This window comes from Methylocystis parvus (assembly GCF_049675845.1).
GTDB classification, from domain to species: Bacteria; Pseudomonadota; Alphaproteobacteria; order Rhizobiales; family Beijerinckiaceae; genus Methylocystis; species Methylocystis parvus_A.
In genome coordinates, this window is sequence record NZ_CP187161.1 from 4077148 (window position 1) to 4103942 (window position 26795).

Consider the following 26795-nt stretch of genomic DNA (forward strand, 5'->3'; position numbering starts at 1 on the left):
TACTCAGGCGACGGCGAGCGCATCGGCGACTTTGCGCACAGCCTCGAGATAGGAGAGGGAGCCGCCGCTCGCCGCTGCCATGACGTGGGCCTCCCTCGCGATGCGTTGGGGCGTCGCGTCTTCGGTTTCGCCCGCGTCGGCAAGTTGAACGGCCGCGCACCAATCAAGGCGCCGCCCTGTCTCTTCGGCCTCCGCCATCAAGGCGCTTGCCCTTACGACTAGGTCATTGGCCTCCCGAGCGACCGAGGGCGCCCGCGAGTGGGCACATGTTCCCGAAAGCACTTCAATCGCGTCGAGAAGAGAGACGGGCCGGGGGGCGTTCGCCGTGCGAGCCACCAGCTCGCTGGCGCCCGTCAGAAGTTGCGCTACGTCGCTTGCAAAGCTCCCAGCGCCGGCCGGGGCCGCGTCGGTGGTGGCGAGTTCGACGGCTTCGCACCAATTCAGGGTATAGCCGGCGGCTTCAGCTGACGCCTGCAACGCGTTCGCCCGTTCGACGATGGCGAAAGGATTGCTGCTATCGACTGGCGGCGGGGCGCTCCGAAGGACGGCGTTGCTTGCCAGAGTAGCGGGAGCGCGCGCTGTGATCCCAAGCCGCCTATTGGCCTCGCCGACAGCTCCGCCCTCGGTCATAACATGGCCCGATTGGAGCGCCGCCATGCGGATTTCATGGGCCTTCACCCCGACGATGGTCGCTTGCTCCAATTCGTCGAGATGCTTTCCGCCAAGTGCGCCTTCGGCCATCAATTGCGCCAGTCGCTTCGCGTCGTTGCGGCTGAAGCGAGCGCCGTTTTTCAGCCCCTCGACAACAAGCGCGGAAATCGTCGCTTCGTCCGCGCCATCGCCCGTCTTGACGGCGCCGCCAGACGCCGAGAGCCGCGCGTCCGCGACCGCTACGGCGTCCGAAAAGCTCATCATCAGCCCTTCGGCCGCAGCGTTGGCGACAAGCCGCTGCGCCTCTTCGGCGATAATCCTGCCCTGTCGCTGCGCCTCAATATTTGAGGCGGCTGCCTGACGCCGCTCTTCGTCGAGACGCTGGACAGGATCAAGGGCGCGCGAGGCTTTCGCGCTCTCTGTAGAGGACTGCCCCCATTCCTGAAGCTGTTGGAGCGCATAGGCAGGGTCGCGCCTCACGAGCGCATCTGCATCGGCGCTGGCCCTGCTGGTGGAGAGCCCCGCGCGCTTATACTCGGTTTCGAGCCGAGTCGTCGTGTAAAGCAGCAACTCGCCTTCGCTCAAAGCTCGGCTGCGCGCATATTCGGCCATAATGTCGATTGCGTCGCCGCCTGGCGCTGCCGCCATCTGGCCAGCGTCGTCAGAGAGCTTCGGGGCCTGATAGCCGCGCTCTTGCCGCGCAACGTCATTGCCGAGAGCGCGAGCCTTCACGAAATTTCGAGCCCGACGCACAAGGGAAAGCGATTTCAGCCGCTTCACCTTGCCGCCCGGCTCCACAAAGAAGGCGGGCGACACAGCGGCATAGACTGCGAAAGCGCTTTCCGCTTCTCTTTCCCACTTGATCTTCGCTTCGAGCCGACCTCCGCTGATGCGAAGATCAACCACGTAGCCGAGCGGCGGCTCCGAGAAATCTTCCCCCGCCTCGAATGCCCGTTCGGCGCGGTGATCCAATCCAACGGGGAATTCGCGATAATCTTCGTCCCGGCCTCGCGTCGCCTTCGCGAAATTGTCGACAACCGACTTGCCGTCGATATAGAAAACGTGTTCTTCGAAAGTCTCGACGAAGCCGAGGGCCGGGAACACGTCAACCCAGTCAGGCAAGGAGCGCCCGCGCGGCACAGGCGGGGCTACGACGCCGTAAATCAGCTCTCCTGTCTCCGCTGCCGCGAGCGCCGCGCTACGCGCCGAGCCGTGCACGCCCTGAGCGCTGGCCAACGCCTGCTGCTGTCCAAGTGCCGGCGCGGTAACGAGGGCGACCGCTTTCAGTCGCGTTGTCTTGTTTCCATCGCCCTCAGCGGTATGCCAAAAGGAGGGGGAAACGTAGCGATACTCACGCGCTGCCAGCGCTTCCTTGCCTTTGGCGCCCCAATCGACCTTGCCCCGCAAGGCGCCGCGCTCGATTTTCAGGGCCGTGATCCAGCCGACGGCGGGCGCGCCCATGCCTTGCGCCATGGCCGTATCGGTCGCGTGATTGAGGTCAATGGGAAGCTCGAGCCCATCGGCCTCGAAAGCGCGCATAATGGCTTCCGCATCCACGGTGTAGCTGCGTCCGTCCCGCGTTTTTATCTGTCCGATCTTGGGAAAGATCGTAATCCACTCGGGCGCCGAGCCGTTCTTCGGGAGGGGCGCGTCAATGGCGAAAAGCGAGAGTTCTTCAATCGTGCGAGAGCGCATGTTAGAGGCTTCCTTTTTTCTGCTTCTTCTTCAGCAAGCGCGCGCGATAGCGGTGAACGGTCCTGACGTGGCAGCCGACTTCGCGCGCGATGCTTCTGGCGCTCTCCCCACGGCTCAGCAGTTCCGAAATCCGTAGCTCCCGCGCAAGGCGCGGCATGGGGTCCATCGGGACCAGCATCTTTCCGCCGATCGGAAACAGCTCGCGCGCGATAATGAGTGCTTTCTCGCGCCCAACCACGCTGGCTAACCACCCCCCTCTTCCCGCGCGGATGGTTTCGGCACAGGGAAACGTTACTTCCGTTCCGCCATAAGCGCGTGCGAGGGCGAGAGCGGCTTCGACGCCAGCGACATCCGCGACCTCCCGCAGGAAGTTCGGAAGCTCATGCAAGTATGGGGCATTCTCTCGCCGTGCTTCCTGGGAAAGCGGAACATCGAACGCGCCGCCGCGCGGGAAGACCTTGCGCGCGATGGCGAGCGCAGGACCAGGCCCCACCAGATCGACCAGCCATCCTCCATCCCCGGCACGAACGGCATATTCGCTGGGGAACTCGGCGCGCGTTCCACCTTTGGCGCGCATGATGGCCGTCGCAACGTCCGCGCCCGCTACTTCGGCAATTTTCGCCAGCAATAGATTGCCCACGCGCAGCCCTTCTTGAGGAGAGCGCGCCGCCGTTATGGAGCCCCCGGCGGCGCGCTCAATACGCGAGCAAGCCGGACCCGCGCGAGAAAACGCTACGCGACGGCGTGACACGTGTCCGCCCTGACATTGTCAGGTGGGCCACAACTTCGCAGGAAGGGGGTCGCGCTCGCGCCGCTGACAGTTGTCAGGCATCCGCGGGAAGAGAAGTCACAGGATGCGCGTTTACGCCGAGCCGTCAAGGTAGGCGCGATCCTGGCGGCGCTCAATCCGAGGTTCATCGCGGCGAAGAACTGTTTCGTCTCTCGGATATCCACAGCAAGCATGCGTAGAGATTGTCAGAAGATGCTTGCTGACTCCCTCAGCAAGCATAAGCTGAGTTCCGCAGCAAGCATGGCGGAGTGATTCGGATGGAAGATTTATCGCCTCAGAAGAAGGGCGGCTTGGCTAGATCGGCAAAACTTAGTCCTGAAGAGCGGCGGCGCATAGCTAGCGAGGCGGCCACCAAGCGCTGGGCTGATTCAACACCCGAAGCCGTGTTTGGCGCGCCTGACAAGTCCATCAAGATAGCAGACATCGAAGTGCCGTGTTTTGTGCTGGAGGATAAACGCAGAGTAATCCCAACTAAAGGCATGCTTGTGGCTCTGAATATGGCGCATGGCGGCTCGATGGTGGGGGGTATGAATCGTTTGGAGCTTTTCGTCTCACGAAATCGAATAAAACCATACGTTTCCAATGAGTTATTAGAGAGAATCAAAAGCCCGATCAGGTTTCGTTACAAATCCAATATAACTTACGGTTTTGACTCAGATACTCTTATCGATATAGCAGAGGCGGTTATTAAAGCCGATAACGCCGGCGTTCTAATGACCCAGCAAGCGGCCATTGCTCATCAGTGCCGCGTAATTACTTCTAGCCTCACGAGGCTGGGGTTGATTGCCCTCATTGATGAAGCGACAGGCTATCAAACGAAAAGAGACAGCGACGAACTTCAACAGATTCTCACAGCCTACATTCTGCCGGAGCATCGCCCATGGCTCAAAACGATCCCAGCTGAGTTCACGAGCGAAATTTACAGAGTGTACGGATGGAAGCGCACCTCCGACAACCGAGGCCCGCGCTATGCTGGGAAGCTGATAAGGCAACTCATCTACGCTCAGATGCCTAAGCCTGTCTTGCCTGCTCTCGACAATGCAAATCCGACCAATGAAAAGTATCGACGCAAGCACAAGCATCACCAGTTCCTCACCAAGGAGCAGGGCCTCGATCACTTCCGGACACTGGTTATCACTGTCATGACTTTGCTGCGGGTCTCCCGCAATAAGGAAGAATTCAAGCGCCATTGGCTGACCTATTTCCACGGTCAGGGCGAATTGGATTTGGGCGAATGACCGCGGTAGCTGGCATGTGTGATTGATGGCGGCCCCCGCCATTTTCCGGGCCCTAGCAACTTACCCCTGATCCCTAGCCCGACACACGCGCATCAAGCCCCCATCAAACGCGCTGGGCGCGTTTTTCCGGCCGGCAGGGCTCATGACAGCGGAAATCCGTCGCAACGCATCCATGGGCCATTTCTGAGGCTTTGCCTCTTCGGGTTGGGAGAGCCTGAAAAGCGGCCCCCAAAACGCGCGAAGCCGGCGGCGCCCTGTCGGCGCGGCCGGCTTCATATCTTCCCGCCTTTTGGCGGGCCGTCAGTTGGGGACGGATGCTGCCCCATCAAGGGCCGCGTCGGCGGGGCAGGAGACGCCCAAAGAGAGCGGGAAGGGCTGGCGCCCGGCCACTTCGTCGCCCAGCTCGGCGGCGACGGCGTCAGCGAGGGCGGCGGCGCCCGGAACAGGGCGCATCGGGTCCCCGTTGGCCTCGGGCGTGGCGACGCCGATCAGCCGGCCGTCCAGATCCAGGACAAGCGCGACGTCGACAGGCTCCGCATTCGGGGTCAGCACGCGCACCCGCTCCCCGTGCATCGGTTGCAGCGCATCGCAACTGAAGAACCGCGCGCCGATCAGGACGCCCCCGTGTTCCACATTGGAGGCGATCTCTCGAAAGTCCCTTACCGAGCAAATATGCGGAGGAACGTGGCCGCCTTCCCGCGCCTGAGCCAAAGCGATCTTGGCGAGCGCAAACGCTGTGGCTTCTTTCAGCCCCGGCGCCTCGGAGGCCTCGCTCGCCAGGACCTCGATAGAGCGGCCGAGCGCGGCGGCGCCGCGAAGCAGCTTGCCGGCCCCGTGCGCTCTTTCCGGGATGGCGTCCAGGGCGCCGAGCGCCTGGCCAAGGCGGCCGGCTTCGGAGAGCGCCTGTCCCGCGCCGGCCCCGTCTTCAGGGAGCGAGCCGGAAACCTCTTCAGCCAAAGCGGCGACGCGCCGGCCGATCGCCGCCGCGCCGGGCAAGAGAACGCCCGCGTCGGCGCGGGCGCGGGGAACCGCTTCCAACGCATCGAGAATGGCGCCGAGTGCGCTGATATCGGAGATGGCATTCGAATGAGCATGGGTCATTTTGGGCGCCTCAATTGGCAGGAAGGGAATGGAGAGCCCCGGCGCGACGCCGCGCCGGTCTGATCGTTGGCGGGCCTGCCCGGCGCGGCGCGCGGAGCTGCGGCGGCTTGCGCTTCTTCGGCGGCGCCAGGGCGACGCCGAGAAACTCGGCGCGGCGGATGCGCGCCTGAGCCCAGAAGAAGGAGAGACAGCGCTTGCGGGGCCAATCTTCCGCGCCCTTCGCCCGCATATAGGCGAAGAGCCGATTGGCGCCGACGACGATCGCGGCGCGGTCGTAGTTCCCGTCTGGTCTAAGGAGCGGCTTCATCGGCGCGCGGTCCTCAGCTGTTCCACCCTGGCGACGCCCAAGGCTTCCTCCGCATCCAAAATCCGGTCGGACAGCAGCCTTCCGAACATGCGCAGGCCGCGACTTGCGGCGTCCCGGTCGCACTCTTCCGAGGTGAAATCGACAACCGTCAGAAGCTCCGCCAGTTGCGCTGCCTCCCAAGCCATCCGCCGGGCTTCGTCGACAGGGCTACGCTCTTCATTCTTCTTCATAGCCGCCCCCTCTCAGCGCAGATCCAGCGCGTCTCTACCGCGCATCAGTTTGTCCGCCGCTTCGCAGGCCAGACCGGAAAGAACGCCGCCGAATTCGCGAAGGGCGGCGCTGACCGGCTCCCGCTCTTCGTCGCCCGCCTTGGTCAGGTCGACCACGCGAAGCAGCTCCGGGAGGGCGGCGAGGCGCATCAGAAGAGCGTCAACGTCGTCGAGAAAGGCGAAGTCCTGGCCCGTGAGGTTGTGTCGCGCGGCGCTCGCCGCGTGGTTGAATTCTTTACCTTCTTCCGCAATGGTTTCAGCGGGTCGCTTCGTCATGGGTGCTCAATCCTTTGGTGGTTGCGATCCATGCGAGGCGGGCGTAGCAGCGCCCGTCTCGCGCTCTTCAAGCCGCGAGGCGCGGCCTGATCTCTTCCGCCGAAGAAGCGCAGAGATTGCGCTTTTTTCGGCTCCCGGAAGTGTCGCCGTTTCGCTATTATTCCGGGCTGGCGCGGCGCGCCGTCGTCTTAGGGAGCCTGCCGAACGTCACGCAGCGTCGGACTTCCGCCGCTTGACCATCATCCGCAGGCCGGTGATGGCCTTCGCCGCTACGTCGGAGGGAAGGAACCGCAGCGCCGAGATGCCGTAGCTATGTTCGAGCCAGGCATTCAGAGCGCTCTCGCTGTTTTCTGCAGCCCATTCCGCCCAAAGGTTATGGATCAGGGCGACTTGTCGCGGCGTCGCCATTCCCCGACGCGCGCCAAAGCTGCGTTGCAACGTGAGCTTGAAGCCCTGGCGCTTCGCTTCCGCGAGAAAGGCGTTCAGTCCAATTTCGGTCAAGTCTTTCGCGCTGTCGACGCCGGCCGTCTGGCGCAACAGGTGGCGATAGGTTGCTTCGTCGCCGAGATGCTTCTTGATCGCCTGGACAAGGCGCATTTGCTTCGTCGTCAGCAAGGTTTGCTCTCCCTGTTATGCGCCCCTATTGGAAAGCTGTTTCAGGCCGGCGGTGCCTTTCTTGTAGACAACCGCCTTGCGGATTTCCTCCAGCCCCAACTTGCGGCCTTCGGCGAAGTCACGCGCCGTTTGCAGCAATGAAATGAGGTCGCGAATGGAGTTTTTTGCGCCATAGGCGGCGCAAGCGTTACGTGCGTCAACGCCGAACACGTCGAAATCGATCGCTATCGTCTCAAAATCTTCACGCGTCGGGCGGCTGAGGTGGATACGCTTGCCGATACGGCTGTCGATCTGGTCGAACGCGGCGCCCGACGCCTTCGTGCGCTTCAACAGGTGCTCATTGCCGCAGATAAGCACGGGAACGCCGAAGCGCTGGGGCCAGTCGACAATATCTTTTAGGAAGCCGAGCGGTATGTTCTGGGCTTCGTCGAACATCAAAATCTCGTCCCGCGTGCTTGGGTGCATCAGGTGGGCTTCGATGATCTCCGTGATCTGCCACGCGCTGCGATGCTCTACCCATAGTCGCATGGCATCGGCGATCATCGAAGCGATGGCGCGCGGCGTGCAGCGGGTTGAGCCCACATGGATCAAGGTCGCGGTGGGGCTTCTTTCAGCAAGGTGCGTCATCGCCGTGGTCTTGCCGACACCCGGCGTTCCGAAGACCGCCGCCGCCTCGCACCTCTCAAGCGCGTAATTGAAGCATTGCTCAACGGAAACTAAGGCGGTGGTGCGGCTGATATGAGTCATTTGTTCCCTGCCTTTCTGGTGGCGCGCTTTGCCATGAACTCTTCGTCCAACTGTCTCTGGATTTCGAATTCCCGCTGCCGCTCTGCATCCTCGCGTTCGCGCTGCGCCTTGGGCGTTTCCCTCAGTCCGCGCGAGATGTTTTTTTCGTTGTCCGACGCCGTGACCCGCCCGCCGATCGGCGCCGGGAGCGCCTTTGGCGCGTTGGCGGAGAAGGCGAGAATTTCAGCCGTCACGTCGATAGTGGGGGCGGACTTGTCCAGTACGCGAACCGCGCCCCTTTGAAGCGCCCGACGATGATCGCTCTCCCTAGCGCCGGCCGGATCGAAGGCGCTAAAGCGCTGATCCTCCTGAGCGAAGCCGAGGAAGTTCCCTTGCAGGTCTTCGACCGGAAGCCGCGCCCATTGTTCGTATTTCGGCACGCGGACATTGACGTAATTGCCCTGCACATACTTCACCAACCCGTCGAAATAGAAGGTGCGCCCGTTGACGGTGATTGCGCCCCGGTTGATGGCGACGGCGCGCGTTTCGGCGAAGACCGTTGCGAAGGCGTCTGGGTCGATTTCGGTCTTTTGCCACCCCGCCTCAACCGCGCGGTTGTAAGCCTCGATCGGAGAGAGACCGGCGAGCTGCGACGCCTTGCCCTGCGGCATGGCGTGATACTGCGTCAGTATCCCTGCAATGACCTGAGGGAATAGCTCAATCGAAGGGAAGGGCACGGGCGCCTTGCCGACATTGGCGACCTTGGATTTCATGCGGTCGCCGCCGACATAACCCTGCACTTTCGCGAACAGATGGCGAAGCTGGGCGAAGACGCCTTCTATGGCCTTGGAGCGCGCCGCGTAGGGTCGCGCATGGCGCACGGCCTTATGCTCTCCGCCGCCGCCAACAGCCATTCCACGGCTGTCAAGCGACAGCGCATCCGCGATAAATTCCGCGAAGTTATATTCCTTGCCGTTGTCGAGGTAGAGCGTCCTTGGGAGGCCCCACTCCCCAGCCATCTCCATGAAGCTGGCGATGACATGGGCGTTCCGAATGCCCTTCCCTCGGGGGAGAATGACAACCGTCGCCCAAAGGCGCTTCGTCGCTAAATCCAACCAGCAAATTGCCTTGGCGTAGCGTTGATATCCCTCAATTTCCGGCAGGAAAAAATCGAGCGGATGAACGTCGCCAACGACGGTATCCATGGGCCACAGCCCTTCGATGGTGCGGCGGATGGCGGGAGACTTGTCTTCGAAGGCCTTGCGGTCTTTCTTGAATTCTGCGACTCGCCGGTAGCGGCGCTCTGCTTTGACGACGTTCAAGGGAATGTTGCAGATGCCGTCCGGCGGTTCGAAGCCCCGTTCGCGCGTGAGCTTTTCGAGCCGGGCGATGGCGTGCAACCGGATGGCGGAGACGCTTTCCCATGCCTTGTGCCAGCCCCGAATATAGCCCTTCACGTTCTCGGCGACGGCTTCCAAGTCCATTAATCCAGCCTTTCGCGCCCAAGCGTCGTAGCGCGCGGTCATGACGACGCGCTTGCGACCCTTGTCGCTGCGTCCTCGCCGAGTGAGAGCGGCGAGTCCGGCCGCTTGGTGCTCCCGGTAGAACCTCTTCAATGTCGTGATGCTGTAGCGCCGGGAATGCCCGCTGCCCTTCACGTCGACTATGAGGCGCTCGCTCCAGGCTCGAAAGATGTCGGCGCGCGCCTTCGTGTTCGGCCGGGTGGCGTCGATCTCGGCGAACATTTCGCCGAAGACGGCCAAGATGGCGGAAAGCTTCGCGGCTTTGACCGGGAGTTTAACTGCCGTTGAAAGGGCTTTCGAAGGGGCGTTGATGCGGCTTTGAAGGTCGCTCGGCAGCGAGTCGACGCGGACCTGGTATTGAAGCCCCGCCTTCCCGCCGCGGCCCTTGACGGGAACTATGACGAGCTGTGCCCCTCGCCATGTCGCCGCTTTACCGTCAACGATCTTCGCGGCGGCGATTTCCAGTGCGCGGCGGCTCACGCCTGCTGCGTCGGCAACCAATGACAGCGGAACCACGTCATTCACGCGGCAGCCCCGCGTTGAAAGGCTGCTTCGATCAACCGGTCCCTGAGGGCGCGTGACAACTTCCCGTGCCTTTGGCCCTTTAGGGCTTTGGCCGCCGTTTGCCGGTTGACGCCGTTGGCGATACACCATGCGTTTAGCGTGGTGCCCTGGGCAATAAAGGCCGCCCGAACCGTCAGATACAGGTCTTCTGAGGGAACAACAGTGAGTTCTGCTATGTGCCTGATTTGGTGCATAATGGAACTTATGCACTAAGATAGGTGCGTGTCAATGTCTGAGCTTGAGCGAGGTGCAACGGCTGGATTTTTGAGGGAGGTGCTAAAGCGCCGTGCTCAGAAACTCACATGGCTCGCGGAAACGCTTGAAATTCCATATCGTTCTCTGCAAAACTACTTTGGTAAAACCGACATGCCATTGTGGGTGTACGAGAGGATTTGCAAGCAAGCTGGGCTTGATCCGGCATATGCGGTCAAGAAGGGCCAGGGCTTAGTAGAGCGCGGTTACCTTGCGGAAGCTTTGTATGAGGTTATGGGTGATAAACTTCCCATTTTTAACGAGAATGATTTAAGAATAGATAGCCCTTCCGATCTGGACCGGAGGACTGTTTTTGACCTTCGACGAGACGCGCAAATATTAGCGGTCCTCGTTGCTGGTCGCTATGACCTTGTTGCGGAGAGAGATGTTGCGGCTAAACCGGTGCCGCGGGAGTGAGAGCGTTTCGCCAATTGGCTTTCGCCAATCCCCGAACAGCACCGCTCGGCTTCGCCAAACCGAATTGCGCAAGAGATTGTATTTTCAGCTATTTCGAGCGTCTGCGGGCAACGAGCCTATTTCGCCAATACGTTCGCCAATCGCCAAACTCGTTATGCCATTGATATGATTGGCTTATGCTAGCCTTTAGCGTCAAATTAATTGTTTCCGTGACAGCCAGATAAAAAAAGCCGCTCCACAGTAGGCTTTTTGTTAACCATGCGAGCGATAGAGCTTGCGGAACGCACAGCGAACGTCTATAGATGTTCATGATTTGTTTGTAGCGAGCGGCGTGGCCGGGGGCTGATTATGCTGACGAAAAAGCAGAGCGATCTGCTGCGTTTCATCCATGAGAGGCTCAAGGAATCCGGCGTCCCGCCGTCCTTCGACGAGATGAAGGACGCGCTCGACCTGCGGTCGAAATCAGGCATCCACCGTCTCATACTGGCGCTCGAGGAACGAGGCTTCATCCGCCGGCTGCCCAACCGCGCCCGGGCGCTGGAGGTCCTGCGCCTGCCGGAATCGGTCACGCCCCGTGGCGGGGCCCCGTCGCGCGGGGGCAAATTTGCGCCGGCCGTCATTCAGGGGAATTTGGGTCGGGTCCGCCCGCTTCACGAAAGGGGCGAGGAGGAGGCGAGCCAGCAGGTTGCGATCCCCGTGATGGGACGCATCGCCGCCGGCACGCCCATTTCCGCGATCCAGAGCCGCAGCCACACGATCAGCCTGCCGCCGGAAATGCTCTCGACCGGCGAGCACTTCGCGCTGGAAGTGCGCGGCGACTCGATGATCGAGGCGGGGATTCTCGACGGCGACACAGTCGTCATCAAGAAGCAGGATTACGCCGACACGGGCGATATCGTCGTCGCCCTGATCGAAGACGAAGAGGCGACGCTCAAGCGGCTGCGCAAGCGCGGCGCTTCGATCGCGCTCGAAGCGGCTAACCCTGCCTATGAGACCCGCATCTTCGGTCCCGACAAGGTGCGCATCCAGGGCAAGCTCGTGAGCCTGCTGCGCAAATACTGAGGCGATCGGATTAATTGGCGCGGCGCGTTTTCGCGGCAGAGCATCTCACAGGTTCCGCAGTGGATTGATCGCCGCGCCCCTCGGATCGGCGCCGATTCCGGAACGGCTTCCCCTTTCCCGAAAAAGCGGCGCTTACTCGAGCGGCTCCGCCAGTTCCGCGTTTTCGGTTTCATCTTCATCCGGGAGCGCGGCGCGTTTGGCGTTTTGCGCCGGGCGCGGTGACCAGGGTCGGTCTTCATCAATCCCACGCGCCGTTGTCCAGACGACGGCGCCGTCCTTCAGGAAACTCAGCGAGACCGCGCCCGTTTCGGTCAGCTTGCGACGGTCTATGACGATTGCGGCCCCGCAACCGTCCGGCGCGCGTAGCGGCGTGACGACGACCGACGCCCGGGCGCAATCTTCGAGAAAGGCCGCGCGCGCGGTCACGAGCGCGACGATTCGGCCGTCTGTCGCGCGACCGACGCAGCCTTCTTCGTCACAATTGACGCCGCCCGTCGCTTCCGAGGCCGCGCGCGCGTCCGCGTCGGCGCGCAACCATTGTTCGGTGGCGAAGGCGCTCGCTTTTTTTCCGAGCAGCGTCAGTCGTCCCGAGGGCGTTCGCAGGGCGGCGGCGTCTCCCGTCGCGGGCACGGCGATATCGAAGCTGGGACCGCTCGCCGCGCCGACGAGCCCGATGAGCGCGAGCGGGATGGCGGTCGCGCGCAGCGGCCAGCTGCGCCACAACACGACCGAGAGAACGGCGAGCGCGAGGAACACAATCGCCCAGGGGGCGAAAGCGCGCACGTGCAGGCTTGCCCCCGGGGCATTCGCAATCAACCCCGCGAGCCAGGTGACCAGATGAATGCCCAGTTCGAGATAGCGCCAGATGAAGCCGTCGAGACCGAAAGGGTAGAGCGCGGCGCCGATCAGCGCACAAGGCACGGCGAAGAATTCGATGACGGCGAGCGTCAGCGGATTGCCGATCAGCACATAGGGGCTGATCTCGTGAAAATCGTTCGCCATGAAGGCGGCCGTGGCGGAGGTCGCGCACAACGTCGCGACAAGCGCCGCGCCAGGACCATGCAGCATGCGCTCGAGCAGGGCCTCGCGGAGTTCGGATAAGCGGCTCCTAAGCCCTGGCCCTTGAATTTGCGCGCGGCTCTTTGCGAGATAATCGCTTCGCTGCTCGTAGACGGCGATCAACGCCGCGACCGCCGCGAAGGAGAGCTGGAAGCTCGCGCCGAGAATCGCCTCTGGTTCGAAGGCGATGACGAAGAAGGCCGCGAGCGCCAGATTTCGCATGGAAAGGGAAGGGCGATCGAAAATTACGGCGGCGAGCATGATCAGCGTCATGACCAAGGCGCGCTCTGTGCCGACGCGCGACCCCGTGCCAATGTCGTAAAGAACGGCTCCGACAATCGCGAGCGCCGCCGCCCATTTCTTGATCGGGTAGTTCAGCGCCAGTGTTTGCGACGTCGCCATGAGCCGGCGCAAGCCGACGAAGAAGATGCCCGCGACGAGCGACATCTGCATCCCGGAAATCGTGACGATATGAAAAATGCCGGCGCGGCGGATCAGGTCCTTTACGCCTTCGGACAGATAGTCGCGCTTGCCCGTCACCATCGCGGCGGCGATCGCGCCAGCGTCGCCGCCAATGGTTTTGTAGACGCGCGACGCCAGCGCGTTTCGCACGCGGTCGACCGAGGCGAAGAAACGCAGCGATAGCGGCGCCGGATCGGGTGGCGGCATCGTCTCGATGCGCCCCAGCGCGTTGCCGACGCCGCCGAGCCTCGCGAAGTAAGCGTCTCGCGCGAAATCGTAGCCGCCGGGGAGCGCCGCGCGGGCGGGGGGCATCAACCGCGCCTTGAGGGCGATGAAATCGCCCGCCGCGAACTCCGGCTCGCTGCGGGTCGTGAGCCGCACGCGCGCCGGAACGACATCCCCAGGCAGACCCTCCGCGCTGGCGACGCGCAAAACGAAGCGCGCGCCCGCCGGTCGAAGATCGACCTCCTCGACAAACCCCGTGAGGTCGCCGACGCCGACCCTCGACACGATGGGCGCCGCGACCCGCGCCGTCCGCCACGCGCCCGCGCAAAATCCCGCGGCGACGAAAGCGAGCGCGAGAAAGAGCGCATGCGCGCGCGCATGGCGCTTCGTCACGAAAGCGAGCAGCGCAGCGCAGGCGACGGCGACTGCGCACAAGGTCAGCGACGGCTCGCGGTCGGCGGCGAAATAGAGCGCGACGCCGGCGCCTGCGGCGACCGCCCGCCAGAGAAAGGGGCGACGAAGCTCGGCTTCCTTTGCGTAGGCCCTGCGGAAGCCGTCCGAGGTTGATTGCAGGCGGGGCGCGACCGCGAAGGCGAGGGCCCCCTCCCTGGGGTCGTCATGTTCCGCCGTGCGCGTTGCTTCGCTCACTCCACGCCTCAAACTTTGCGGGGAGTTTAGTGCGTAAAACCAGGGGGCGCTACGGCTACGGCCCAGGCTGTCTAGAAGTTGATGCTGGCTAAGGTCTTAACCCCGCGCGCGGCTCTTTCTCTTCTTGCCGCCGCGGGGGCCGTGGCGGTGGCCGCATCCCTCGTCATGGTCCGGAGAGAGCGATTCGCCTGCGTCTTTCGCCTCGTCCATGCGCGCATAGCGCACGCCGAGGAAGAAGAGGATCTGCGCGTCGCCGTCTGGCGGCGCGATTTCGTTGCGCGAGGACTTCTCTCGCTTCCGGAAGGCGACGACCTCCCCCATTTTCGACCCCTCCGCAACGGCTGCGGCCAAAAGTGAATCGACCGTTACCGAGATTAGGGGTCCGCGAGGGTTAATGTTCCGTCAACATCCTTATGCTAATTTGAAAGCTAAGGTTGCGTAAGCGTTTGAGTGAGTGGCGCGTCGATGCAGACAGAGTGCAGTCAGCGGCGAATCGTGGACATCTCCCTTTTGCGGGCGATCGTCGGTCAATTCGTCGAACGACCTACGCATCCGATCAGCGACATCAAGCAATTCGAGCGGTTGGCGCTCGGCCTGATCGACATCGTCGATGCCGAATCCGCCGCGCAAGTCACGCGCCCGCTGTGCTTTCACGCCGAAACGCCGTCGACGATCTTCATAAGGCTTCTGGAGAAGGGCGGCGCTTGCGCGGAGCTGGCGGTCGAATTCTCGCCCTTGCTGCCGCGCGCCCAGATGCTCGCAGCGGCGCAGCAGGGGGCGCCGTCGCTCGCATGCGCTCTCGCGAGGCGCAAGGATCTCGATCGCGAGGCGGTGGAGGCCCTGGCCCAGCGCAATGAACCGGAAGTGCTGCGGGCGCTCGCGGCGAACTGGTCGGTCCATCTCGACGCGGCGGCGCGCCGCGCGCTCACCCAGGCCGCCCGCGACGACCTCACTCTCGCGAGGATCCTCCTCGACCGCGACGACTGCGCTATCGAACCGGAGGCGCTGTTCCTGGCGGCGTCGCGGCTCGAGCGCACCGGCATCATCCTCAACGCCTGTCGGCGCGCTCTGTCGAGCGGATTGAGCGAGACCAACCGCGCCGACCTGATTTTCATGCTGCGTCTCGAAAACGCAGCCGCCCGGAGGGACCGCGACGCGATGGCCGCGCTGCTTGCGGACGCTCTGGAATGCCGAAAGGAGCGCGCCAGAGCCGTCGCGTCGGACAGCGGCGGCGAGGCGCTCGCTTTGGCGCTGGCGGCGCTTGGGTTCGATCCGGACGCGGCGGTCCGTATTTTCCTGTGCGCCGATCCCGCCATCTCCCACGACACCGACCGCGTGCGCGCGCTTGTCGCGCTGGTGCGCTCGACGCCCCAGCGCGCCGCGATGCAGATCATTTCGGCGGCGACGGGCGCGATGCGCAGCGAGCGCGACGGACAGAGGCGCCTGGTGCGCGATGACGTTCTGGCGGGCGGGCCGGGCTGGCGCCGCGCGGCCCCGCGGATTTCCGGCGAACCTGTTCGAAAGCGCGATCAGTCGGCCTGATTCACGCCGTGAGGTCGACGAAGACGCGGCCTTCCTTGTCCTCGATTTCGACGATCCACAGGTCGGGGTCGAACATGATCTCGCGCTTGAGGCGGGACTCCGCCTCGGCGGGATCCACCCAATCGTCCTTGTGAACCTTGGAGAAGAGCCGGTCGACGCCCTCGGGCGGCTCCTCGCTCTGGGGGGCGGGGCCGTAGACCGCGGCGCGGCCGTCGAGGCGATCCAGCTTGATGAAGAGGGCGCCTGCTTCGGCCGCCCCGCGCCGTCGCAACATGGCGACGGCTCCCTGGGTTTCCGCGCGTCGAATGAGCGCGGCCGCAAAAATATCCGATCGGAGACGCATCGGGCTAACTTAGGGCGAAACGCGCCTCCGGTCTAAGCCTGTTCACTGATGGGGGGCCGCCGCCCGTGTCGCGAGCATCTTGGCGATCTTGGAGGTGAGCTCGCCCTTGGCGGGCAAGCCGTTGTCCCGCTCGAACTTTTCGATGGCCTGCTTCGTGCCGGCGCTCACGACGCCGTCGGGCTTCACCACATAGCCGAGCCGTTGAAGCGCGCGCTGAGCGGAAACGACGCTTTCGGCCGGCGCCTGAGCCTGGGGTTGTTGCGCCTGGGCTTGAGGCTGGGCCTTGGGCGTCTGCAATACGCTCTTCGGAGGGGCCGTCTTGGTCTGGGCGCGGGGCTGCGGCGCCGCCTTCGGCTTCCCCGCCGAATCGCCGCCGCCGATCATCGTCGCGATGGGATCGCGGGAGACGACTTCGCGCCTTTTCTCCGCCTTTGGCGCGGGAGCGGCGTCGGATTTGGTCAGCAGCGCTTTCAGCGCCGCGGCGTCGGATTTGCCGGGCTTGGCGACGGGCGGCGCGATCTCCGCCTTGACGGCGTCGGGCTTTGCGGCGGGTGCTTCGGCGCGGGCGGCTTGCGGCTGGGCGGGTGGCGGGGCCGTCAACTCCTCCGCGACTTCCGCCTTCTGCGGCGCGAGCGTGTGGGCGGAAAAGAGCGGGGCGGGGTGGCGGCCGTCCTGCAGGAAGAGCGCGTTCATCGGCACGCCGACGAAAGCGAGGCCGCCAATGCCAAGCAGCAGCATCATCCCCATGCGCTGGGGCGCGAAAACGCGCGCCATCACGGACGGCTTCCGCTTCGCGCCGCGCGACGGCGTCGGCGCCGGCTGGGCGGATGGGACGGGGGCGGGGCCGCGGCGCCGAGGCGCCGGGCGTTCTTCGGGGAAGTCGTCGAACTCGGAAGCCCGGAGCGATGCGTCACGCAATTTTCTTCACCGTCTCTTTTGCAGTTTCAATCGTCTGGCTGGCCGTCAGGCCGATATCGGCCCCGATGGCGGCGCCCAGCCGCGGGATCGTTTCGATCTTGGCTGAGATGCTGGTTCCGAGCGCGGGTTCGCGACAGTCCAGCGGCAGGCGGATCGTGACCGAGGTGCCTTTCTTCGGCACGCTTTCGATCATGATGGCGCCGCCGTGGAGGCCGACGAGGCCGCGCACCACGGAAAGGCCGAGACCCGTGCCCTCATAGGCGCGGTCATGGGAGGCGCTGGCCTGGAAGAAGGGATCGCCAAGCCGCGTGAGATCGCCCGCCGCGATGCCGATGCCCGTATCTGCGACCGTCACGGCGATGAGATTGCCCTCAGGCGCGATCACGACGCGCACCTTGCCCCCCGCCGGCGTGAATTTCACGGCGTTGGAGAGGAGGTTGAGCAGGATCTGCTTGCAGGCGCGCTTGTCGGCGACGAGTTCCTCGATGTCGCGGCGATAATCGCGCATGAGGTTCACGCCCCCCTGGTCGGCCTTGAGCTGCACCATGTCGCAGCATTGGTCGATCAGCGAGGGAAGCGAGAACGGCTCCGGGAAAATCTGCATCGAGCCGGATTCGATCTTCGACATATCGAGGATCGTATTGACGACTTCGAGCAGGTGATGGCCGGAGTTGCTGATGATCTGGGCGTATTCGCGCTGCTTGGCCGGGTCGGTCGGCGCAAGCTCCGGATTGCCCAGCATCTCCGAGAAACCGATGATGGCGTTGAGCGGCGTGCGCAACTCGTGGCTTACATTGGCGAGGAAGCGGGTCTTGCTCGCGGTCGCGCGCTCGCTCTCGGCGCGCGCCGCGGCGATCGCCTCGTCGGCGCGCTTCTCGGAGGTCACGTCGCGCAGGATGCAGACCACAGGGCGGAAAGCTTCCAAAGGATGGCCGTTCAGTTCATCGACCACAGGCTGGGCGAGGCACATGCGCGCATCGAAATAGTTGAAGACCGGCTCGACATATTTGCCCGAGGCGGAAGGCGAGAGGCTGACCTGCACGCGCAGCAGGGCCGTCAGCGGCGCGTCCTGCTCGAAAGCGTCGGAGACGAGCTTGAGGAAGGCGGGGCGGTCGCCGATGTGGACGCGCTGGAAGAAGCCGCGGCCGATGAGATCGCGACGGTCGAGCCCATAGACCTTGTGGGTGTCACCGATAATGGTCGCGACGGCGCCGGTGCGATCGAGATGCAGGACGATGTCGCCGATCGCGTCCGTGAGAAGGCGCAGGTCGCGGGCGTTGGCCGAGTCGACGAGCGTGCGGGTGTTCTCCGCACGAATGGCGCAAATGGCCAGGAAGGCGATGTAAAGCAGCAGGGGCGCGGCCAGAATGGCGAGCGACGCGGGGCCCTGGATCGAATTGAGATTGGCGCCCGTCACATCGACGCCCGCGGTGAGCGCGATGAGGTCGATGGTCGCCGCCTCGATGACGAAGATCATGACGATCTCGGGAGTCAACGCCGCCTCGACCAGCGCGATGGTCAGCAGCGTGATCGAGATCGTCTCATAGCCCTTGGTGAAAGCGTGGATCGCCACGGCCATGGCGAGCCAGCCGAAGATCGACACGCTCTGCGCGAGCCGCAGTTTTCCGGTCCGGGCGAGAACCCCGACCGAAACGAGCGGCGTTTGCGCGAGAGAGAAAATCAGGAATTCGGTGGGCGTCGGGGCGCCGTAGAAGAAAAGCCAGATGGGCGCGCCGAGCAGGATGCAGGCCGCCACGACGATCCGCGGCAGGATGAAACAGCGGTGACGCGCCGAGTCGAGCGGGCGATCCAGCACGCTTTCATGGACGAGGCTGTCGATCCATTTCGCGGGGCGGTCGAGAGAGGCTGTGTTACTCAAAACATACGCTCCTGATTGAAGCGAGCCTCGCAGACCTATCTTAAGTGACTGCTAAGCGCGCGACAGGACCTGTCAATTTCGGTCATCTGCGGACGCGATGGTTTGCGTTTGGTTTCTGCAAAGCACGGAAACGTAGCGGGCCGCGTTTACTTTCGTGCAACCCATGCGCGCGAAAAGCGGGGAGAGAAACGGAGTCGCTCGTGTTTTTTCTCATCAAGTGTCTGGCCTGCATCGCGCTCGTCATCCTCGCGCTCCACTGGCGCGGCGCCGATGGGCCGGCCTCCGTTCAGGGGTCTGCGGAGGCGCGCGGCCGGGTCGCCGCCCCCAAGCCGCCTCGCCGACCGCAGATCGAGGAAAGCGCGCGCGATCTGGCGCAGGCGGGGGCGGATGCGCTCGTGGCCGCCGCCCGGGACCGCTGCCTCTCCGCCCCGCGCGACTGCGCCGCGGCGTTGCAGCGATTGCAGGGGCAGGGGCGCTAAGCCGCGACAGCCGCGAGAGAAACGGCTAAGCCGTCTCAGAAGAAGACGATTTTTGCGTAATCGAAAAATTAACCGTATTGATGGATTCGGTTGACGAGCGTTTTCGAGGCCGAAGCGCTACTGACGCATTTCGCGCCAAGCTGCGCGCCCCGCATCGAAATCACAAGCTTCTAAGGAGGCGGTATGTCCGACGAAACCGTTTCGCAGCCGGAAGGCAGCGTATCCCGCGACGAATACGAGAATCTCCTGGAGCAGTTGAAGGCCGTCAGGACCGAACGCGACCAGCAGAACTCCGAAAAGGCCCAGATCGTCGCCAAGGCCAATGAATACGCCAAGGAGCGCGACGATCTGAAACAGCAGCTCGCCTCGGTTCTCTCAGAGCGCGACCAGATGATCGGCGACGTCGTCGCGGATCACGAGAAGCGCATCGCCGACATCGCCTCCGAGCGCGACCAGCTCGCCCATGAGAAGGCCGCGCTCGCAGCCTCCCTGCAGGACGCCAGCCGCCGGGCGGAGGAAGCCAACCGGCAGTTCGTCGCCTCCTCGATGGAGATCCAGCGCCTGCGCGAAGCGCTCGACGCCAGTCCGAAGACCGACCCGCTCGATCTGCTTCTGGTCGTTCTCGCCGACCGGACGAAGCAGGCCGTGGCCTGGGTGCGCGGCAAGATCCCGGCGGACAGCCCGATTCTCCCCTATTTCGACAAGACGGTCGAGACGGTGACGAAGGTCGGCTGCATGGCCATCAAGCTCACCCGCGAGTTCATCGCCTGGGCGACGCCGAAGGTCATCGCGCTGTCGAAGCAGGGCGTGGCCAAGGTCGAGGAGCTTCTGGCCAAGAAATAAGGCCCCGGCCCGGAAATCCGGGCGGCCATTTTCCGTTAGCGACGGGCGCGGTTGGTTAACCGCGCCCTTTCTTTTGGGGCGTCTCCCTGCTATCCCCGGCGCCATGAGCGCCCCCCACAAATTCGACAACATCCGAAATTTCTCGATCGTCGCCCATATCGACCACGGCAAGTCGACTCTGGCCGATCGGCTAATCCAGGAAACCGGCACGCTCGCCGCGCGCGAGATGGTCGAGCAGGTGCTCGACTCCATGGACATCGAGCGCGAGCGCGGCATCACCATCAAGGCCCAGACCGTGCGCCTGCATTACCGGGCGAAGGACGGCAAGGATTACATCCTCAACCTGATGGACACGCCCGGCCATGTCGATTTCGCCTATGAGGTTTCGCGCTCGCTGAAAGCCTGCGAGGGCTCGCTGCTCGTGGTCGACGCCTCTCAGGGCGTCGAGGCGCAGACGCTCGCGAATGTCTATCAGGCGATCGACGCCGGGCACGAGATCGTGCCGGTCCTGAACAAGATCGACCTGCCGGCGGCCGAGCCGGACCGCATCAAGGAGCAGATCGAGGAGGTCATCGGCCTCGACGCCTCGGACGCCGTGCTCATCTCGGCCAAGACCGGCATCGGCATTCCCGACGTGCTGGAGGCAATCGTCAAGCGCCTCCCGCCGCCCCAGGGCGACGAAAAGGCGCCGCTCAAGGCGCTGCTGGTCGATAGCTGGTACGACGCCTATCTCGGCGTCGTCGTTCTGGTGCGCATCTTCGACGGCACGCTGAAGAAGGGCCAGAAGATCCAGATGCTGGGCACGGGCGCCCATTACGAGGTCGACAAGATCGGCGTCTTCCGCCCCAAGATGCAGGACGTGGCGTCGCTCGGCCCGGGCGAGGTCGGCTTCATCACCGCGCAGATCAAGCAGGTGGCCGACACACGCGTCGGCGATACGATCACCGACGACCGCAAACCCTGCGACGCGGCGCTGCCGGGCTTCAAGCCGGCGCAGCCCGTGGTGTTCTGCGGCCTCTTTCCGGTCGACGCGGCCGACTTCGAGGATCTACGCGCCGCCATCGGCAAGCTGCGCCTGAACGACGCCAGCTTCTCCTACGAAATGGAGACGTCCGCCGCGCTCGGCTTCGGCTTCCGCTGCGGCTTCCTCGGCCTGCTGCATCTGGAAATCATTCAGGAGCGTCTGTCGCGCGAGTTCAATCTCGACCTCATCGCGACGGCGCCGTCGGTCGTCTACAAGATCCTGCTGACGAATGGCGAGGAGATCGAGCTGCACAATCCGGCCGACATGCCGGACGTCGTGAAGATCGAGGAGATCAAGGAGCCGTGGATTCGCGCGACGATTCTCACGCCCGACGATTATCTCGGCTCGGTGCTGAAGCTCTGTCAGGACCGGCGCGGCGTGCAGGTCGATCTCAACTATGTCGGCAAGCGCGCCATGGCGGTCTATGACCTGCCGCTCAACGAAGTCGTGTTCGACTTCTACGACCGTCTGAAGTCGATTTCGAACGGCTACGCCTCGTTCGACTATCAGCTCACCGACTATCGCGCCGGCGACCTCGTGAAGATGAGCATTCTGGTCAACAGCGAGCCGGTGGACGCGCTCTCCATGCTCGTGCACCGCACCCGCGCCGATGGTCGCGGCCGGCAGATGTGCGAGAAGCTCAAAGAGCTGATCCCGCCGCATATGTTCCAGGTTCCGATTCAGGCCGCCATCGGCGGCAAGATCATCGCCCGCGAAACCGTGCGCGCCTTCCGCAAGGACGTGACCGCCAAATGTTACGGCGGCGACGCGACCCGCAAACGCAAGCTTCTCGAGAAGCAGAAGGAAGGCAAGAAGAAGATGCGCCAGTTCGGGCGGGTGGAGATCCCGCAGGAGGCGTTTATCGCGGCGTTGAAGATGGAGGAGTGAGGCGGCTTTGACGCGCGGGCTAAGGAGCGCTGCGCCGTTCCCGCATTATTTGAGATCGTTTCACCATCACGGACCTGCCCCTCTCCCCGCTTGCGGGGCGAGGTTGGGTGAGGGGCCTGGGGATTATTCAGAGCCTCTCATATGCGCGGCCTCCGCTTCATCGAGACCAGGCGCGCACGCGAATTGCGGCGCAACGCGACCCCCGCCGAAAAGGTCATGTGGGCTCGGCTAAAAAACAGAGGCCTTGGCGGATTTAAATTCGTCCGCCAAGAGCCGATTGGCCCCTTCATTGCGGATTTTGCCTGTCGCGAGCGAAAGCTGGTTATCGAACTCGACGGTGAGACGCATTCGGCAGACGAGGAGCTTGCCGCAGACGCCCGGCGAACGGATTTCCTAAGAGAGCAAGGCTACGAGGTGATCCGCTTCACGAACCAGCAGCTTTACGACAATGCGGATGCTGTAGCGGAAGCGATTCTTGCTGTTCTTGTCTGGCGTTCTGGCTAATCATCCAAGCCCCTCACCCACCCTCTCCCCGCGCGCGGGGAGAGGAGCGCTGCGCCGTTCCCGCATGATTACTGAGATCGTTTCACCATCACGGACCTGCCCCTCTCCCCGCCTGCGGGGAGAGGTTGGGTGAGGGGCCGGGGGATTATTGGCTACCTTCCAAAAAACGCTCACGCCCGCGCAAGCGCGATCATCACCGCCCCCGCCAGCATCACCGCCGCCCCCAAGAGCCGCCCGCCGGTCTCTTCTTTCAGCACGCGCGAACTCGCCAGCACCGTGAAGAGCGCCGACAAGCGCTTGATCGCGATGACATAGGGCGTGAACAGGATCGTCAGCGCCCACATCTGCACCGCGGTGCCGATGGACAACGCGGAGCCGGCAATAACGGCGTAACGCAGCGCCCCAAGTCTTGGGATTTGCCGGGCGCCGACGGCCCAATAGGCGACCGAGCAAAGTGCGATGACGCAGCACAAGGACGCGATCCAGATGAGCGGCGTCGACGCCTTCACGCCGAGCTTGTCGATATTCGCGGTGATGCTCCACACCGCCGCCGTCGCGAGCATGTAGCGCGCGCCCGCGTCTTTCACGAAGACCGAGAAATTGAAGCGCTTGCCGTTCGCCCGGTTGGCGTCGAGAAGACCCACCCCCAGCACGGTGAACAGCACGCCGATCATGCCGAGCGGCGGCGCATGTTCGCCGGTCATGATGGGCGAAGTGACGAGCATCAGCACCGGCGTCAACAACACGAGCGGCGCGACGAGCGAAGCGTCGGATAGGCGGAAGCCGCGAATATAGAAGGCGTAGGCGGTGACGTTCAGCGCGCTGGACCAGGCGAGCAAGGTCCAGAAGCCCGGCTGAGTCAGCGAATGCATCGTCGCGATGGGCGCGTTGAGGAAGTCTGGATAGATCACGCAGCAGGCGATGGCGAGCAGGAGGGCGGCGCTTCCCCATTGCGCGGCGAGAATGGCGCGGTCGTCCGCCATGCGCGTCGCCGCCTTGGTGCCGAGATCGGTGACCGACTGGCACAGCGCGGAGAAAAGCGCGGCGAGGAGGGCGAGAAGCGCGAGGTCCATTCGCTCGCTATAGCGTAGATTTGTGATGGACGCTCAAGCAGCGCGCGGGAGACTTTCGCCCCTCACCCCAACCCTCTGCCCGCAAGCGGGGCGAGGGGGCGTTTGGCGGTCATCACCCTCTCCCCGTGAAACCGGGAGAGGGCAGGGTGAGGGGCAACGCCGCATCACACAGCTTTCACCGCCCGCACAAGCGTATCGACGCCCTCGCGATAATCGACCGTCACCGTAAAGCCCAGCGCCTTCAGCTTCTCCATCGACGGCGTGAAATACATCACATGGTCCGGCGACTCGTCGCTGTAGAAATGCACGACCCAATCCTCCAGCAGATCGAGCCGGTCGATCTCGCGGAACAGCTTGAACCAGCGGCGCACCGTTGCCTGCGTATCGAGCAGATGCGCGGCGCGGTCGTCCATGGCGTAGCGGTCGCCATTCACGAAGAGGCCGCCGGGTTTCAGCACGCGATGGACTTCCGCGAGCACGAGCGAACGATAATCGTCGAGGAAATTGTGGATGGCGTAATTCGAGGCGACGACGTCGATGCTGTCGCTCGGCAGCGCCTTCAAGGCTTCAAGGGCATCCGCCTGTTTGAAATCGGCGCGCCCGGCTTTCACATAATCGGCGAGGCTCTCGCGCGCCTGATCGAGCATGGCGGGGGCGGCGTCGATGGCGGTGAGCGTGAGATTGTCGCGCGCTGCGAGGAGCGGCAGCGTGCTGATGCCGGTGCCGCAGCCGATCTCGAAGCCTTTCAGCGGCGCATCCGGCCTGAAGGCAGCTACCGTCTCACCGAGGCGCCTGGCGAGCAGAGCGTGGTTCGGGCACATGAGCCGCAGGAAGTCGTATTCCGCCCCGATCTTGCCGGTGAAGAGATTGTCTTGCAGGGTTTGGTGGCGTGCGGACATGGCGCTCCTCGAGAATTTGCCGCTGAGATTATGGGCAACGCCGCGCGGAGGCAATTCAGCTCCAGCGTAGCCGGCCGTAGAGACGCGCGCTCCAGTTCTCGACCTTGCCGCTTTCAAGCCGGCGCTGCGCGAGGCTGCGCCAGCTCTCGGCGAGATAAGGAAGCGCGGCCATGGCCGCAAGCCCCTCGCTGTCGCGCGTGTCGCGATAGAGCAGCGCCGACAGGCGCGTGAGCGGCCAGTCCGGGGAAGGCCGGTCAGCGAGTTCCAGTGCATCCCCTTCATCCGCGACGCCTTCCTCAAGGACGCGGGAATACCAGCCGGTTCGCCCGCTCCTTTGCACGCGCAGCGCCATATCCCGCAGGCCGAAGCGGAGATTGAGCTTGAAGCAGGGCTGGCGGCCCTGGCTCACCTGAAGCAGCGCGCCGCCGAAGCGGACGATGTCGCCGAGGCAGACAGTTTCCTCGGTCCATCCGCTCGTCGACAGGTTCTCGCCAAAGGCCCCCGGCGCGTCGAGCGCCGGCGCCGGGCCGATCTCCTCGCGCCAGGCGGCGTAATGATCGAAAGCGTATTGATGCAGCGCCTTCTCGGCGCCGCCATGATGTTTGCGATCCGCCTGCGCGTCCGCCTCAATCCCGGCCTTGCCGATGCGCCATGGTCCGGGCAGGGGATGTTTGTCGATTGCGCTCAAATGGCCCGCGTCGCCCAGAGGCGCGACGGCGCCGGCGAGCACAAGCGGGCGAACCGAAGCGAGCGTCACGGCGACTCCGCCAGCAATGTGCCGATGATGGCGCCGATCGCCATGTCGTCCTCCTGGCCGAACCCGTGATGGCGGATCGTTCCATCGCGGCCGATGAGGATGCAGGTCGGCGTGCCGCGCATTTCGTAGCGGCGCATGGTCACGGGGGCGGGGGAGTCGTCCGAGGCCTGATCGACGCCAATGGGGAAGGTCAGCCGATATTCATGAATGAAGGCTTCGAGCGAGACCGGCGTCATCGCCGCGTGGTGCTCGAAGACGGTGTGAAGGCCGATGACGGTCAGATCCGTGTTGCGGAAGAGCTGGTGCGCGCGTTGGGCCTGCGGCGTTCCGTGCGAGACGCAGCCGGGGCAGAGCATCTGGAATGCGTGGAGCATCACGACGCGACCGCGCAGGCTCTCCAATGTGATCGCCGCCGGCGTGTTGAACCAGCGCGAGACGGAAATTTCGGGTGCGAAGGGAGGCGTCATGCGTTTTTCTCTCGCATTGTTTTTCCGGATAAATGCGCCGCTGCGCGGGCTTGGCAAGAACCACAGCCCAAAATCAGGCTTTACCAGCGTGGAGATTTGTAAAAAGCTCGCAATGGAGCGTGCGTGCGCGAACGGCGACGTCAGGGGAGAGCTTTATGATTAAATTCGTTGGGGTTTTGGCGATTTTTCTGAGCCTGCCCGTCTCGGCGCGGGCGGAGGTGACATGCATTCCGCAGGCGTCCGGCGTCACGGGCGTCATCGCCGATCAGGCCGACGTGATCGCCGCGGTGAATTGCCTCGGCCAGCAGATGGCGCGGCTGCGGAGCGACGCGACCGTCTCCGACCGCAACGAAGCGGCGCGCATCGACGAGCTCGCGCGTCAGATCGCCATGCTGCAAAACGCCGTCGCCTCCCTGTCGCAGCGCGTCGCGGCCATCGAGGCCAATCTCAGAAATGTGGAGCAGCCGCTCGCCAGACAACCCTGGTAGCCGGAGAAGGGCATGCGCTGCCTCGTCGTCTCGGACCTGCATTATGCGCTTCCCCAATTCGACTGGCTGTCGAGCGCGGCGCCGCAATTCGATCTCGTGATCTTCGCCGGCGATGCGCTCGATATCGGCTCGATGGTGGACCCCGGCGCGCAGATACTGGTCGTGCTGAAATATCTTCAACGCATCGCGTCGACGACGAAGGTCATCTTTTGCTCGGGCAATCATGATCTCGATTTCCGATCGCCGGAAGGCGAGAAGGTTGCGCGCTGGACGGAAGAGGTGCGTCAGCTCGGCGTCGTTACGGACGGCGACGCGCTTGTCGTGAATGACACGCTCTTCACTGTCTGCCCATGGTGGGACGGACCGCAGATGCGCGAGCGATTGATCGCCCAGCTCGCGGCGGATGGGCGACGTCGGGAGAATTTGAGGTGGGTATGGGTGCATCATGCGCCGCCGCGAGCGTCGCAGACGAGTTGGGCAGGCAAGCAAAGCTATGGCGACGCCGACCTCGTTTCCTGGATCGAACAATACGCGCCGGATATTGTCATTAGCGGTCATATCCATCAGGCGCCGTTCGTTGCGGAAGGCTCCTGGGCGGATCGTCTCGACAAGACATGGGTGTTCAACGCCGGGCGGCAGTATGGCGCGCCGCCGGCTTATATCGTCATCGATACGACGATCGGCGAAGCGCTCTGGATATCCGCCATGGGCGCCCAATCTGTGCGCCTGGATGCGCCTCTGGAACGGCCGATCGCGCGGCTGCGCGCTTTGCCGGACTGGTTCGAACCGCCCCCGCCGCCGCCATAGCGAC

At 63.8% G+C, this 26795-nt stretch carries 29 protein-coding genes; 11 read left to right on the forward strand and 18 right to left on the reverse strand.

What is annotated here, in order from left to right; all coding sequences use genetic code 11:
• Window positions 1-3: 3 nt before the first annotated feature.
• Both ACPFMJ_RS20960 and ACPFMJ_RS20965 read right to left on the reverse strand, forming a co-directional pair.
• Window positions 4-2346 (reverse strand): phage protease, encoded by a 2343-nt coding sequence (locus ACPFMJ_RS20960; RefSeq protein ID WP_424361805.1) that lies wholly within the window; start codon window positions 2344-2346, stop codon window positions 4-6.
• A 1-nt stretch (window position 2347) separates the two neighbouring features.
• The gene (locus ACPFMJ_RS20965; protein ID WP_424361806.1) at window positions 2348-2986 is read right to left on the reverse strand and encodes a helix-turn-helix domain-containing protein; all 639 of its coding nucleotides are present in this window, start codon (window positions 2984-2986) and stop codon (window positions 2348-2350) included.
• Window positions 2987-3393: 407 nt separating this feature from the next.
• Between ACPFMJ_RS20965 and ACPFMJ_RS20970 the strand changes: the two genes are divergently transcribed.
• On the forward strand, window positions 3394-4374 hold the full coding sequence (locus ACPFMJ_RS20970; RefSeq protein ID WP_424361807.1) for a P63C domain-containing protein: 981 nt from the start codon (window positions 3394-3396) through the stop codon (window positions 4372-4374).
• 300 nt (window positions 4375-4674) lie between these two features.
• Here ACPFMJ_RS20970 and ACPFMJ_RS20975 read toward each other — a convergent pair whose 3' ends face one another.
• The 7 genes from ACPFMJ_RS20975 to ACPFMJ_RS21005 form a co-directional block, all read right to left on the reverse strand.
• Window positions 4675-5475: a hypothetical protein gene (locus ACPFMJ_RS20975; RefSeq protein WP_424361808.1), complete on the reverse strand. Its 801-nt coding sequence runs from the start codon at window positions 5473-5475 to the stop codon at window positions 4675-4677.
• A 10-nt stretch (window positions 5476-5485) separates the two neighbouring features.
• On the reverse strand, window positions 5486-5782 hold the full coding sequence (locus ACPFMJ_RS20980) for a hypothetical protein (protein ID WP_424361809.1): 297 nt from the start codon (window positions 5780-5782) through the stop codon (window positions 5486-5488).
• Window positions 5779-6012: a hypothetical protein gene (locus ACPFMJ_RS20985; RefSeq protein WP_424361810.1), complete on the reverse strand. Its 234-nt coding sequence runs from the start codon at window positions 6010-6012 to the stop codon at window positions 5779-5781. The genes ACPFMJ_RS20980 and ACPFMJ_RS20985 overlap by 4 nt, the downstream gene beginning before the upstream one ends.
• A 12-nt stretch (window positions 6013-6024) precedes the next feature.
• The gene (locus ACPFMJ_RS20990; RefSeq protein WP_424361811.1) at window positions 6025-6327 is read right to left on the reverse strand and encodes a hypothetical protein; all 303 of its coding nucleotides are present in this window, start codon (window positions 6325-6327) and stop codon (window positions 6025-6027) included.
• Window positions 6328-6534: 207 nt separating this feature from the next.
• Complete coding sequence (locus tag ACPFMJ_RS20995; RefSeq protein ID WP_424361812.1) at window positions 6535-6942, reverse strand: regulatory protein GemA; 408 nt, start codon at window positions 6940-6942, stop codon at window positions 6535-6537.
• A gap of 15 nt (window positions 6943-6957) precedes the next feature.
• Window positions 6958-7689 carry an AAA family ATPase gene (locus ACPFMJ_RS21000; protein ID WP_424361813.1) on the reverse strand — a complete coding sequence of 244 codons (732 nt, stop codon included), beginning with the start codon at window positions 7687-7689 and terminating at the stop codon, window positions 6958-6960.
• Complete coding sequence (locus ACPFMJ_RS21005) at window positions 7686-9716, reverse strand: hypothetical protein (protein ID WP_424361814.1); 2031 nt, start codon at window positions 9714-9716, stop codon at window positions 7686-7688. Before ACPFMJ_RS21005 ends, ACPFMJ_RS21000 begins: the two co-directional genes overlap by 4 nt.
• 267 nt (window positions 9717-9983) lie before the next feature.
• Between ACPFMJ_RS21005 and ACPFMJ_RS21010 the strand changes: the two genes are divergently transcribed.
• Both ACPFMJ_RS21010 and lexA read left to right on the forward strand, forming a co-directional pair.
• On the forward strand, window positions 9984-10424 hold the full coding sequence (locus ACPFMJ_RS21010) for a hypothetical protein (RefSeq protein ID WP_424361815.1): 441 nt from the start codon (window positions 9984-9986) through the stop codon (window positions 10422-10424).
• 348 nt (window positions 10425-10772) lie between these two features.
• Window positions 10773-11486: a transcriptional repressor LexA gene (gene lexA / locus ACPFMJ_RS21015; RefSeq protein ID WP_424361816.1), complete on the forward strand. Its 714-nt coding sequence runs from the start codon at window positions 10773-10775 to the stop codon at window positions 11484-11486.
• A 132-nt stretch (window positions 11487-11618) separates the two neighbouring features.
• Here lexA and ACPFMJ_RS21020 read toward each other — a convergent pair whose 3' ends face one another.
• Both ACPFMJ_RS21020 and ACPFMJ_RS21025 read right to left on the reverse strand, forming a co-directional pair.
• A complete protein-coding gene (locus ACPFMJ_RS21020) occupies window positions 11619-13880 on the reverse strand; it encodes a ComEC/Rec2 family competence protein (RefSeq protein ID WP_424361817.1) in 2262 nt (753 codons plus the stop codon).
• 96 nt (window positions 13881-13976) lie between these two features.
• Window positions 13977-14201 carry a hypothetical protein gene (locus ACPFMJ_RS21025; protein WP_424361818.1) on the reverse strand — a complete coding sequence of 75 codons (225 nt, stop codon included), beginning with the start codon at window positions 14199-14201 and terminating at the stop codon, window positions 13977-13979.
• A 174-nt stretch (window positions 14202-14375) separates the two neighbouring features.
• Here ACPFMJ_RS21025 and ACPFMJ_RS21030 point away from each other — a divergent pair, with 174 nt between their 5' ends.
• The gene (locus ACPFMJ_RS21030; protein ID WP_424361819.1) at window positions 14376-15422 is read left to right on the forward strand and encodes a DUF2336 domain-containing protein; all 1047 of its coding nucleotides are present in this window, start codon (window positions 14376-14378) and stop codon (window positions 15420-15422) included.
• 1 nt (window position 15423) lies between these two features.
• On the opposite strand, the gene ACPFMJ_RS21035 is transcribed toward ACPFMJ_RS21030, so the two are convergent.
• The 3 genes from ACPFMJ_RS21035 to ACPFMJ_RS21045 all read right to left on the reverse strand — a co-directional run bounded on the left by ACPFMJ_RS21035 (window position 15424) and on the right by ACPFMJ_RS21045 (window position 18562).
• On the reverse strand, window positions 15424-15765 hold the full coding sequence (locus tag ACPFMJ_RS21035) for a DUF1491 family protein (RefSeq protein WP_424361820.1): 342 nt from the start codon (window positions 15763-15765) through the stop codon (window positions 15424-15426).
• A 42-nt stretch (window positions 15766-15807) separates the two neighbouring features.
• On the reverse strand, window positions 15808-16539 hold the full coding sequence (locus tag ACPFMJ_RS21040) for a peptidoglycan-binding domain-containing protein (protein ID WP_424361821.1): 732 nt from the start codon (window positions 16537-16539) through the stop codon (window positions 15808-15810).
• A gap of 136 nt (window positions 16540-16675) precedes the next feature.
• Window positions 16676-18562 carry a sensor histidine kinase gene (locus tag ACPFMJ_RS21045; protein ID WP_424361822.1) on the reverse strand — a complete coding sequence of 629 codons (1887 nt, stop codon included), beginning with the start codon at window positions 18560-18562 and terminating at the stop codon, window positions 16676-16678.
• Window positions 18563-18762: 200 nt separating this feature from the next.
• On the opposite strand from ACPFMJ_RS21045, the gene ACPFMJ_RS21050 reads away from it, so the two are divergent.
• The 4 genes from ACPFMJ_RS21050 to ACPFMJ_RS21065 all read left to right on the forward strand — a co-directional run bounded on the left by ACPFMJ_RS21050 (window position 18763) and on the right by ACPFMJ_RS21065 (window position 22300).
• Window positions 18763-19041: a hypothetical protein gene (locus ACPFMJ_RS21050; RefSeq protein WP_424361823.1), complete on the forward strand. Its 279-nt coding sequence runs from the start codon at window positions 18763-18765 to the stop codon at window positions 19039-19041.
• 183 nt (window positions 19042-19224) lie between these two features.
• Window positions 19225-19884, forward strand: a complete 660-nt coding sequence (locus tag ACPFMJ_RS21055) for a hypothetical protein (RefSeq protein WP_424361824.1) — start codon at window positions 19225-19227, stop codon at window positions 19882-19884.
• A 103-nt stretch (window positions 19885-19987) separates the two neighbouring features.
• Window positions 19988-21796: a translation elongation factor 4 gene (lepA, locus tag ACPFMJ_RS21060; RefSeq protein ID WP_424361825.1), complete on the forward strand. Its 1809-nt coding sequence runs from the start codon at window positions 19988-19990 to the stop codon at window positions 21794-21796.
• Between the two features lie 141 nt (window positions 21797-21937).
• Entirely contained in the window at window positions 21938-22300 is a 363-nt protein-coding gene (locus ACPFMJ_RS21065; RefSeq protein WP_424361826.1) for an endonuclease domain-containing protein, read from the forward strand.
• Between the two features lie 170 nt (window positions 22301-22470).
• On the opposite strand, the gene ACPFMJ_RS21070 is transcribed toward ACPFMJ_RS21065, so the two are convergent.
• The 4 genes from ACPFMJ_RS21070 to ACPFMJ_RS21085 all read right to left on the reverse strand — a co-directional run bounded on the left by ACPFMJ_RS21070 (window position 22471) and on the right by ACPFMJ_RS21085 (window position 25496).
• Window positions 22471-23373: an EamA family transporter gene (locus ACPFMJ_RS21070; RefSeq protein WP_424361827.1), complete on the reverse strand. Its 903-nt coding sequence runs from the start codon at window positions 23371-23373 to the stop codon at window positions 22471-22473.
• A gap of 164 nt (window positions 23374-23537) precedes the next feature.
• A complete protein-coding gene (locus ACPFMJ_RS21075) occupies window positions 23538-24272 on the reverse strand; it encodes a class I SAM-dependent methyltransferase (RefSeq protein WP_424361828.1) in 735 nt (244 codons plus the stop codon).
• 55 nt (window positions 24273-24327) lie between these two features.
• Window positions 24328-25029 carry an MOSC domain-containing protein gene (locus tag ACPFMJ_RS21080; RefSeq protein ID WP_424361829.1) on the reverse strand — a complete coding sequence of 234 codons (702 nt, stop codon included), beginning with the start codon at window positions 25027-25029 and terminating at the stop codon, window positions 24328-24330.
• On the reverse strand, window positions 25026-25496 hold the full coding sequence (locus tag ACPFMJ_RS21085; protein WP_424361830.1) for a peroxiredoxin family protein: 471 nt from the start codon (window positions 25494-25496) through the stop codon (window positions 25026-25028). Before ACPFMJ_RS21085 ends, ACPFMJ_RS21080 begins: the two co-directional genes overlap by 4 nt.
• Here ACPFMJ_RS21085 and ACPFMJ_RS21090 point away from each other — a divergent pair.
• From ACPFMJ_RS21090 to ACPFMJ_RS21100, 3 genes are read left to right on the forward strand one after another with little or no spacing between them, the layout of a single operon-like run.
• Window positions 25495-25659 carry a hypothetical protein gene (locus tag ACPFMJ_RS21090; protein WP_424361831.1) on the forward strand — a complete coding sequence of 55 codons (165 nt, stop codon included), beginning with the start codon at window positions 25495-25497 and terminating at the stop codon, window positions 25657-25659. The two genes, ACPFMJ_RS21085 and ACPFMJ_RS21090, sit on opposite strands and share 2 nt — an antisense overlap.
• On the forward strand, window positions 25652-25984 hold the full coding sequence (locus tag ACPFMJ_RS21095) for a hypothetical protein (protein ID WP_424361832.1): 333 nt from the start codon (window positions 25652-25654) through the stop codon (window positions 25982-25984). The genes ACPFMJ_RS21090 and ACPFMJ_RS21095 overlap by 8 nt, the downstream gene beginning before the upstream one ends.
• A 12-nt stretch (window positions 25985-25996) precedes the next feature.
• Window positions 25997-26791 carry a metallophosphoesterase family protein gene (locus ACPFMJ_RS21100; protein WP_424361833.1) on the forward strand — a complete coding sequence of 265 codons (795 nt, stop codon included), beginning with the start codon at window positions 25997-25999 and terminating at the stop codon, window positions 26789-26791.
• Window positions 26792-26795: the final 4 nt, after the last annotated feature.

Coding starts and splice junctions, on each gene's coding strand:
- ACPFMJ_RS20960 (WP_424361805.1), bottom strand. CDS start 2,346: ATGCGCTCTCGCACGATTGAAGAACTCTCGCTTTTCGCCATTGACGCG.
- ACPFMJ_RS20970 (WP_424361807.1), top strand. CDS start 3,394: ATGGAAGATTTATCGCCTCAGAAGAAGGGCGGCTTGGCTAGATCGGCA.
- ACPFMJ_RS20975 (WP_424361808.1), bottom strand. CDS start 5,475: ATGACCCATGCTCATTCGAATGCCATCTCCGATATCAGCGCACTCGGC.
- ACPFMJ_RS20980 (WP_424361809.1), bottom strand. CDS start 5,782: ATGAAGCCGCTCCTTAGACCAGACGGGAACTACGACCGCGCCGCGATC.
- ACPFMJ_RS20985 (WP_424361810.1), bottom strand. CDS start 6,012: ATGAAGAAGAATGAAGAGCGTAGCCCTGTCGACGAAGCCCGGCGGATG.
- ACPFMJ_RS20990 (WP_424361811.1), bottom strand. CDS start 6,327: ATGACGAAGCGACCCGCTGAAACCATTGCGGAAGAAGGTAAAGAATTC.
- ACPFMJ_RS21000 (WP_424361813.1), bottom strand. CDS start 7,689: ATGACTCATATCAGCCGCACCACCGCCTTAGTTTCCGTTGAGCAATGC.
- ACPFMJ_RS21010 (WP_424361815.1), top strand. CDS start 9,984: ATGTCTGAGCTTGAGCGAGGTGCAACGGCTGGATTTTTGAGGGAGGTG.
- lexA (WP_424361816.1), top strand. CDS start 10,773: ATGCTGACGAAAAAGCAGAGCGATCTGCTGCGTTTCATCCATGAGAGG.
- ACPFMJ_RS21025 (WP_424361818.1), bottom strand. CDS start 14,201: ATGGGGGAGGTCGTCGCCTTCCGGAAGCGAGAGAAGTCCTCGCGCAAC.
- ACPFMJ_RS21035 (WP_424361820.1), bottom strand. CDS start 15,765: ATGCGTCTCCGATCGGATATTTTTGCGGCCGCGCTCATTCGACGCGCG.
- ACPFMJ_RS21040 (WP_424361821.1), bottom strand. CDS start 16,539: ATGGCGCGCGTTTTCGCGCCCCAGCGCATGGGGATGATGCTGCTGCTT.
- ACPFMJ_RS21055 (WP_424361824.1), top strand. CDS start 19,225: ATGTCCGACGAAACCGTTTCGCAGCCGGAAGGCAGCGTATCCCGCGAC.
- lepA (WP_424361825.1), top strand. CDS start 19,988: ATGAGCGCCCCCCACAAATTCGACAACATCCGAAATTTCTCGATCGTC.
- ACPFMJ_RS21065 (WP_424361826.1), top strand. CDS start 21,938: ATGCGCGGCCTCCGCTTCATCGAGACCAGGCGCGCACGCGAATTGCGG.
- ACPFMJ_RS21070 (WP_424361827.1), bottom strand. CDS start 23,373: ATGGACCTCGCGCTTCTCGCCCTCCTCGCCGCGCTTTTCTCCGCGCTG.
- ACPFMJ_RS21075 (WP_424361828.1), bottom strand. CDS start 24,272: ATGTCCGCACGCCACCAAACCCTGCAAGACAATCTCTTCACCGGCAAG.
- ACPFMJ_RS21090 (WP_424361831.1), top strand. CDS start 25,495: ATGCGTTTTTCTCTCGCATTGTTTTTCCGGATAAATGCGCCGCTGCGC.
- ACPFMJ_RS21085 (WP_424361830.1), bottom strand. CDS start 25,496: ATGACGCCTCCCTTCGCACCCGAAATTTCCGTCTCGCGCTGGTTCAAC.
- ACPFMJ_RS21095 (WP_424361832.1), top strand. CDS start 25,652: ATGATTAAATTCGTTGGGGTTTTGGCGATTTTTCTGAGCCTGCCCGTC.
- ACPFMJ_RS21100 (WP_424361833.1), top strand. CDS start 25,997: ATGCGCTGCCTCGTCGTCTCGGACCTGCATTATGCGCTTCCCCAATTC.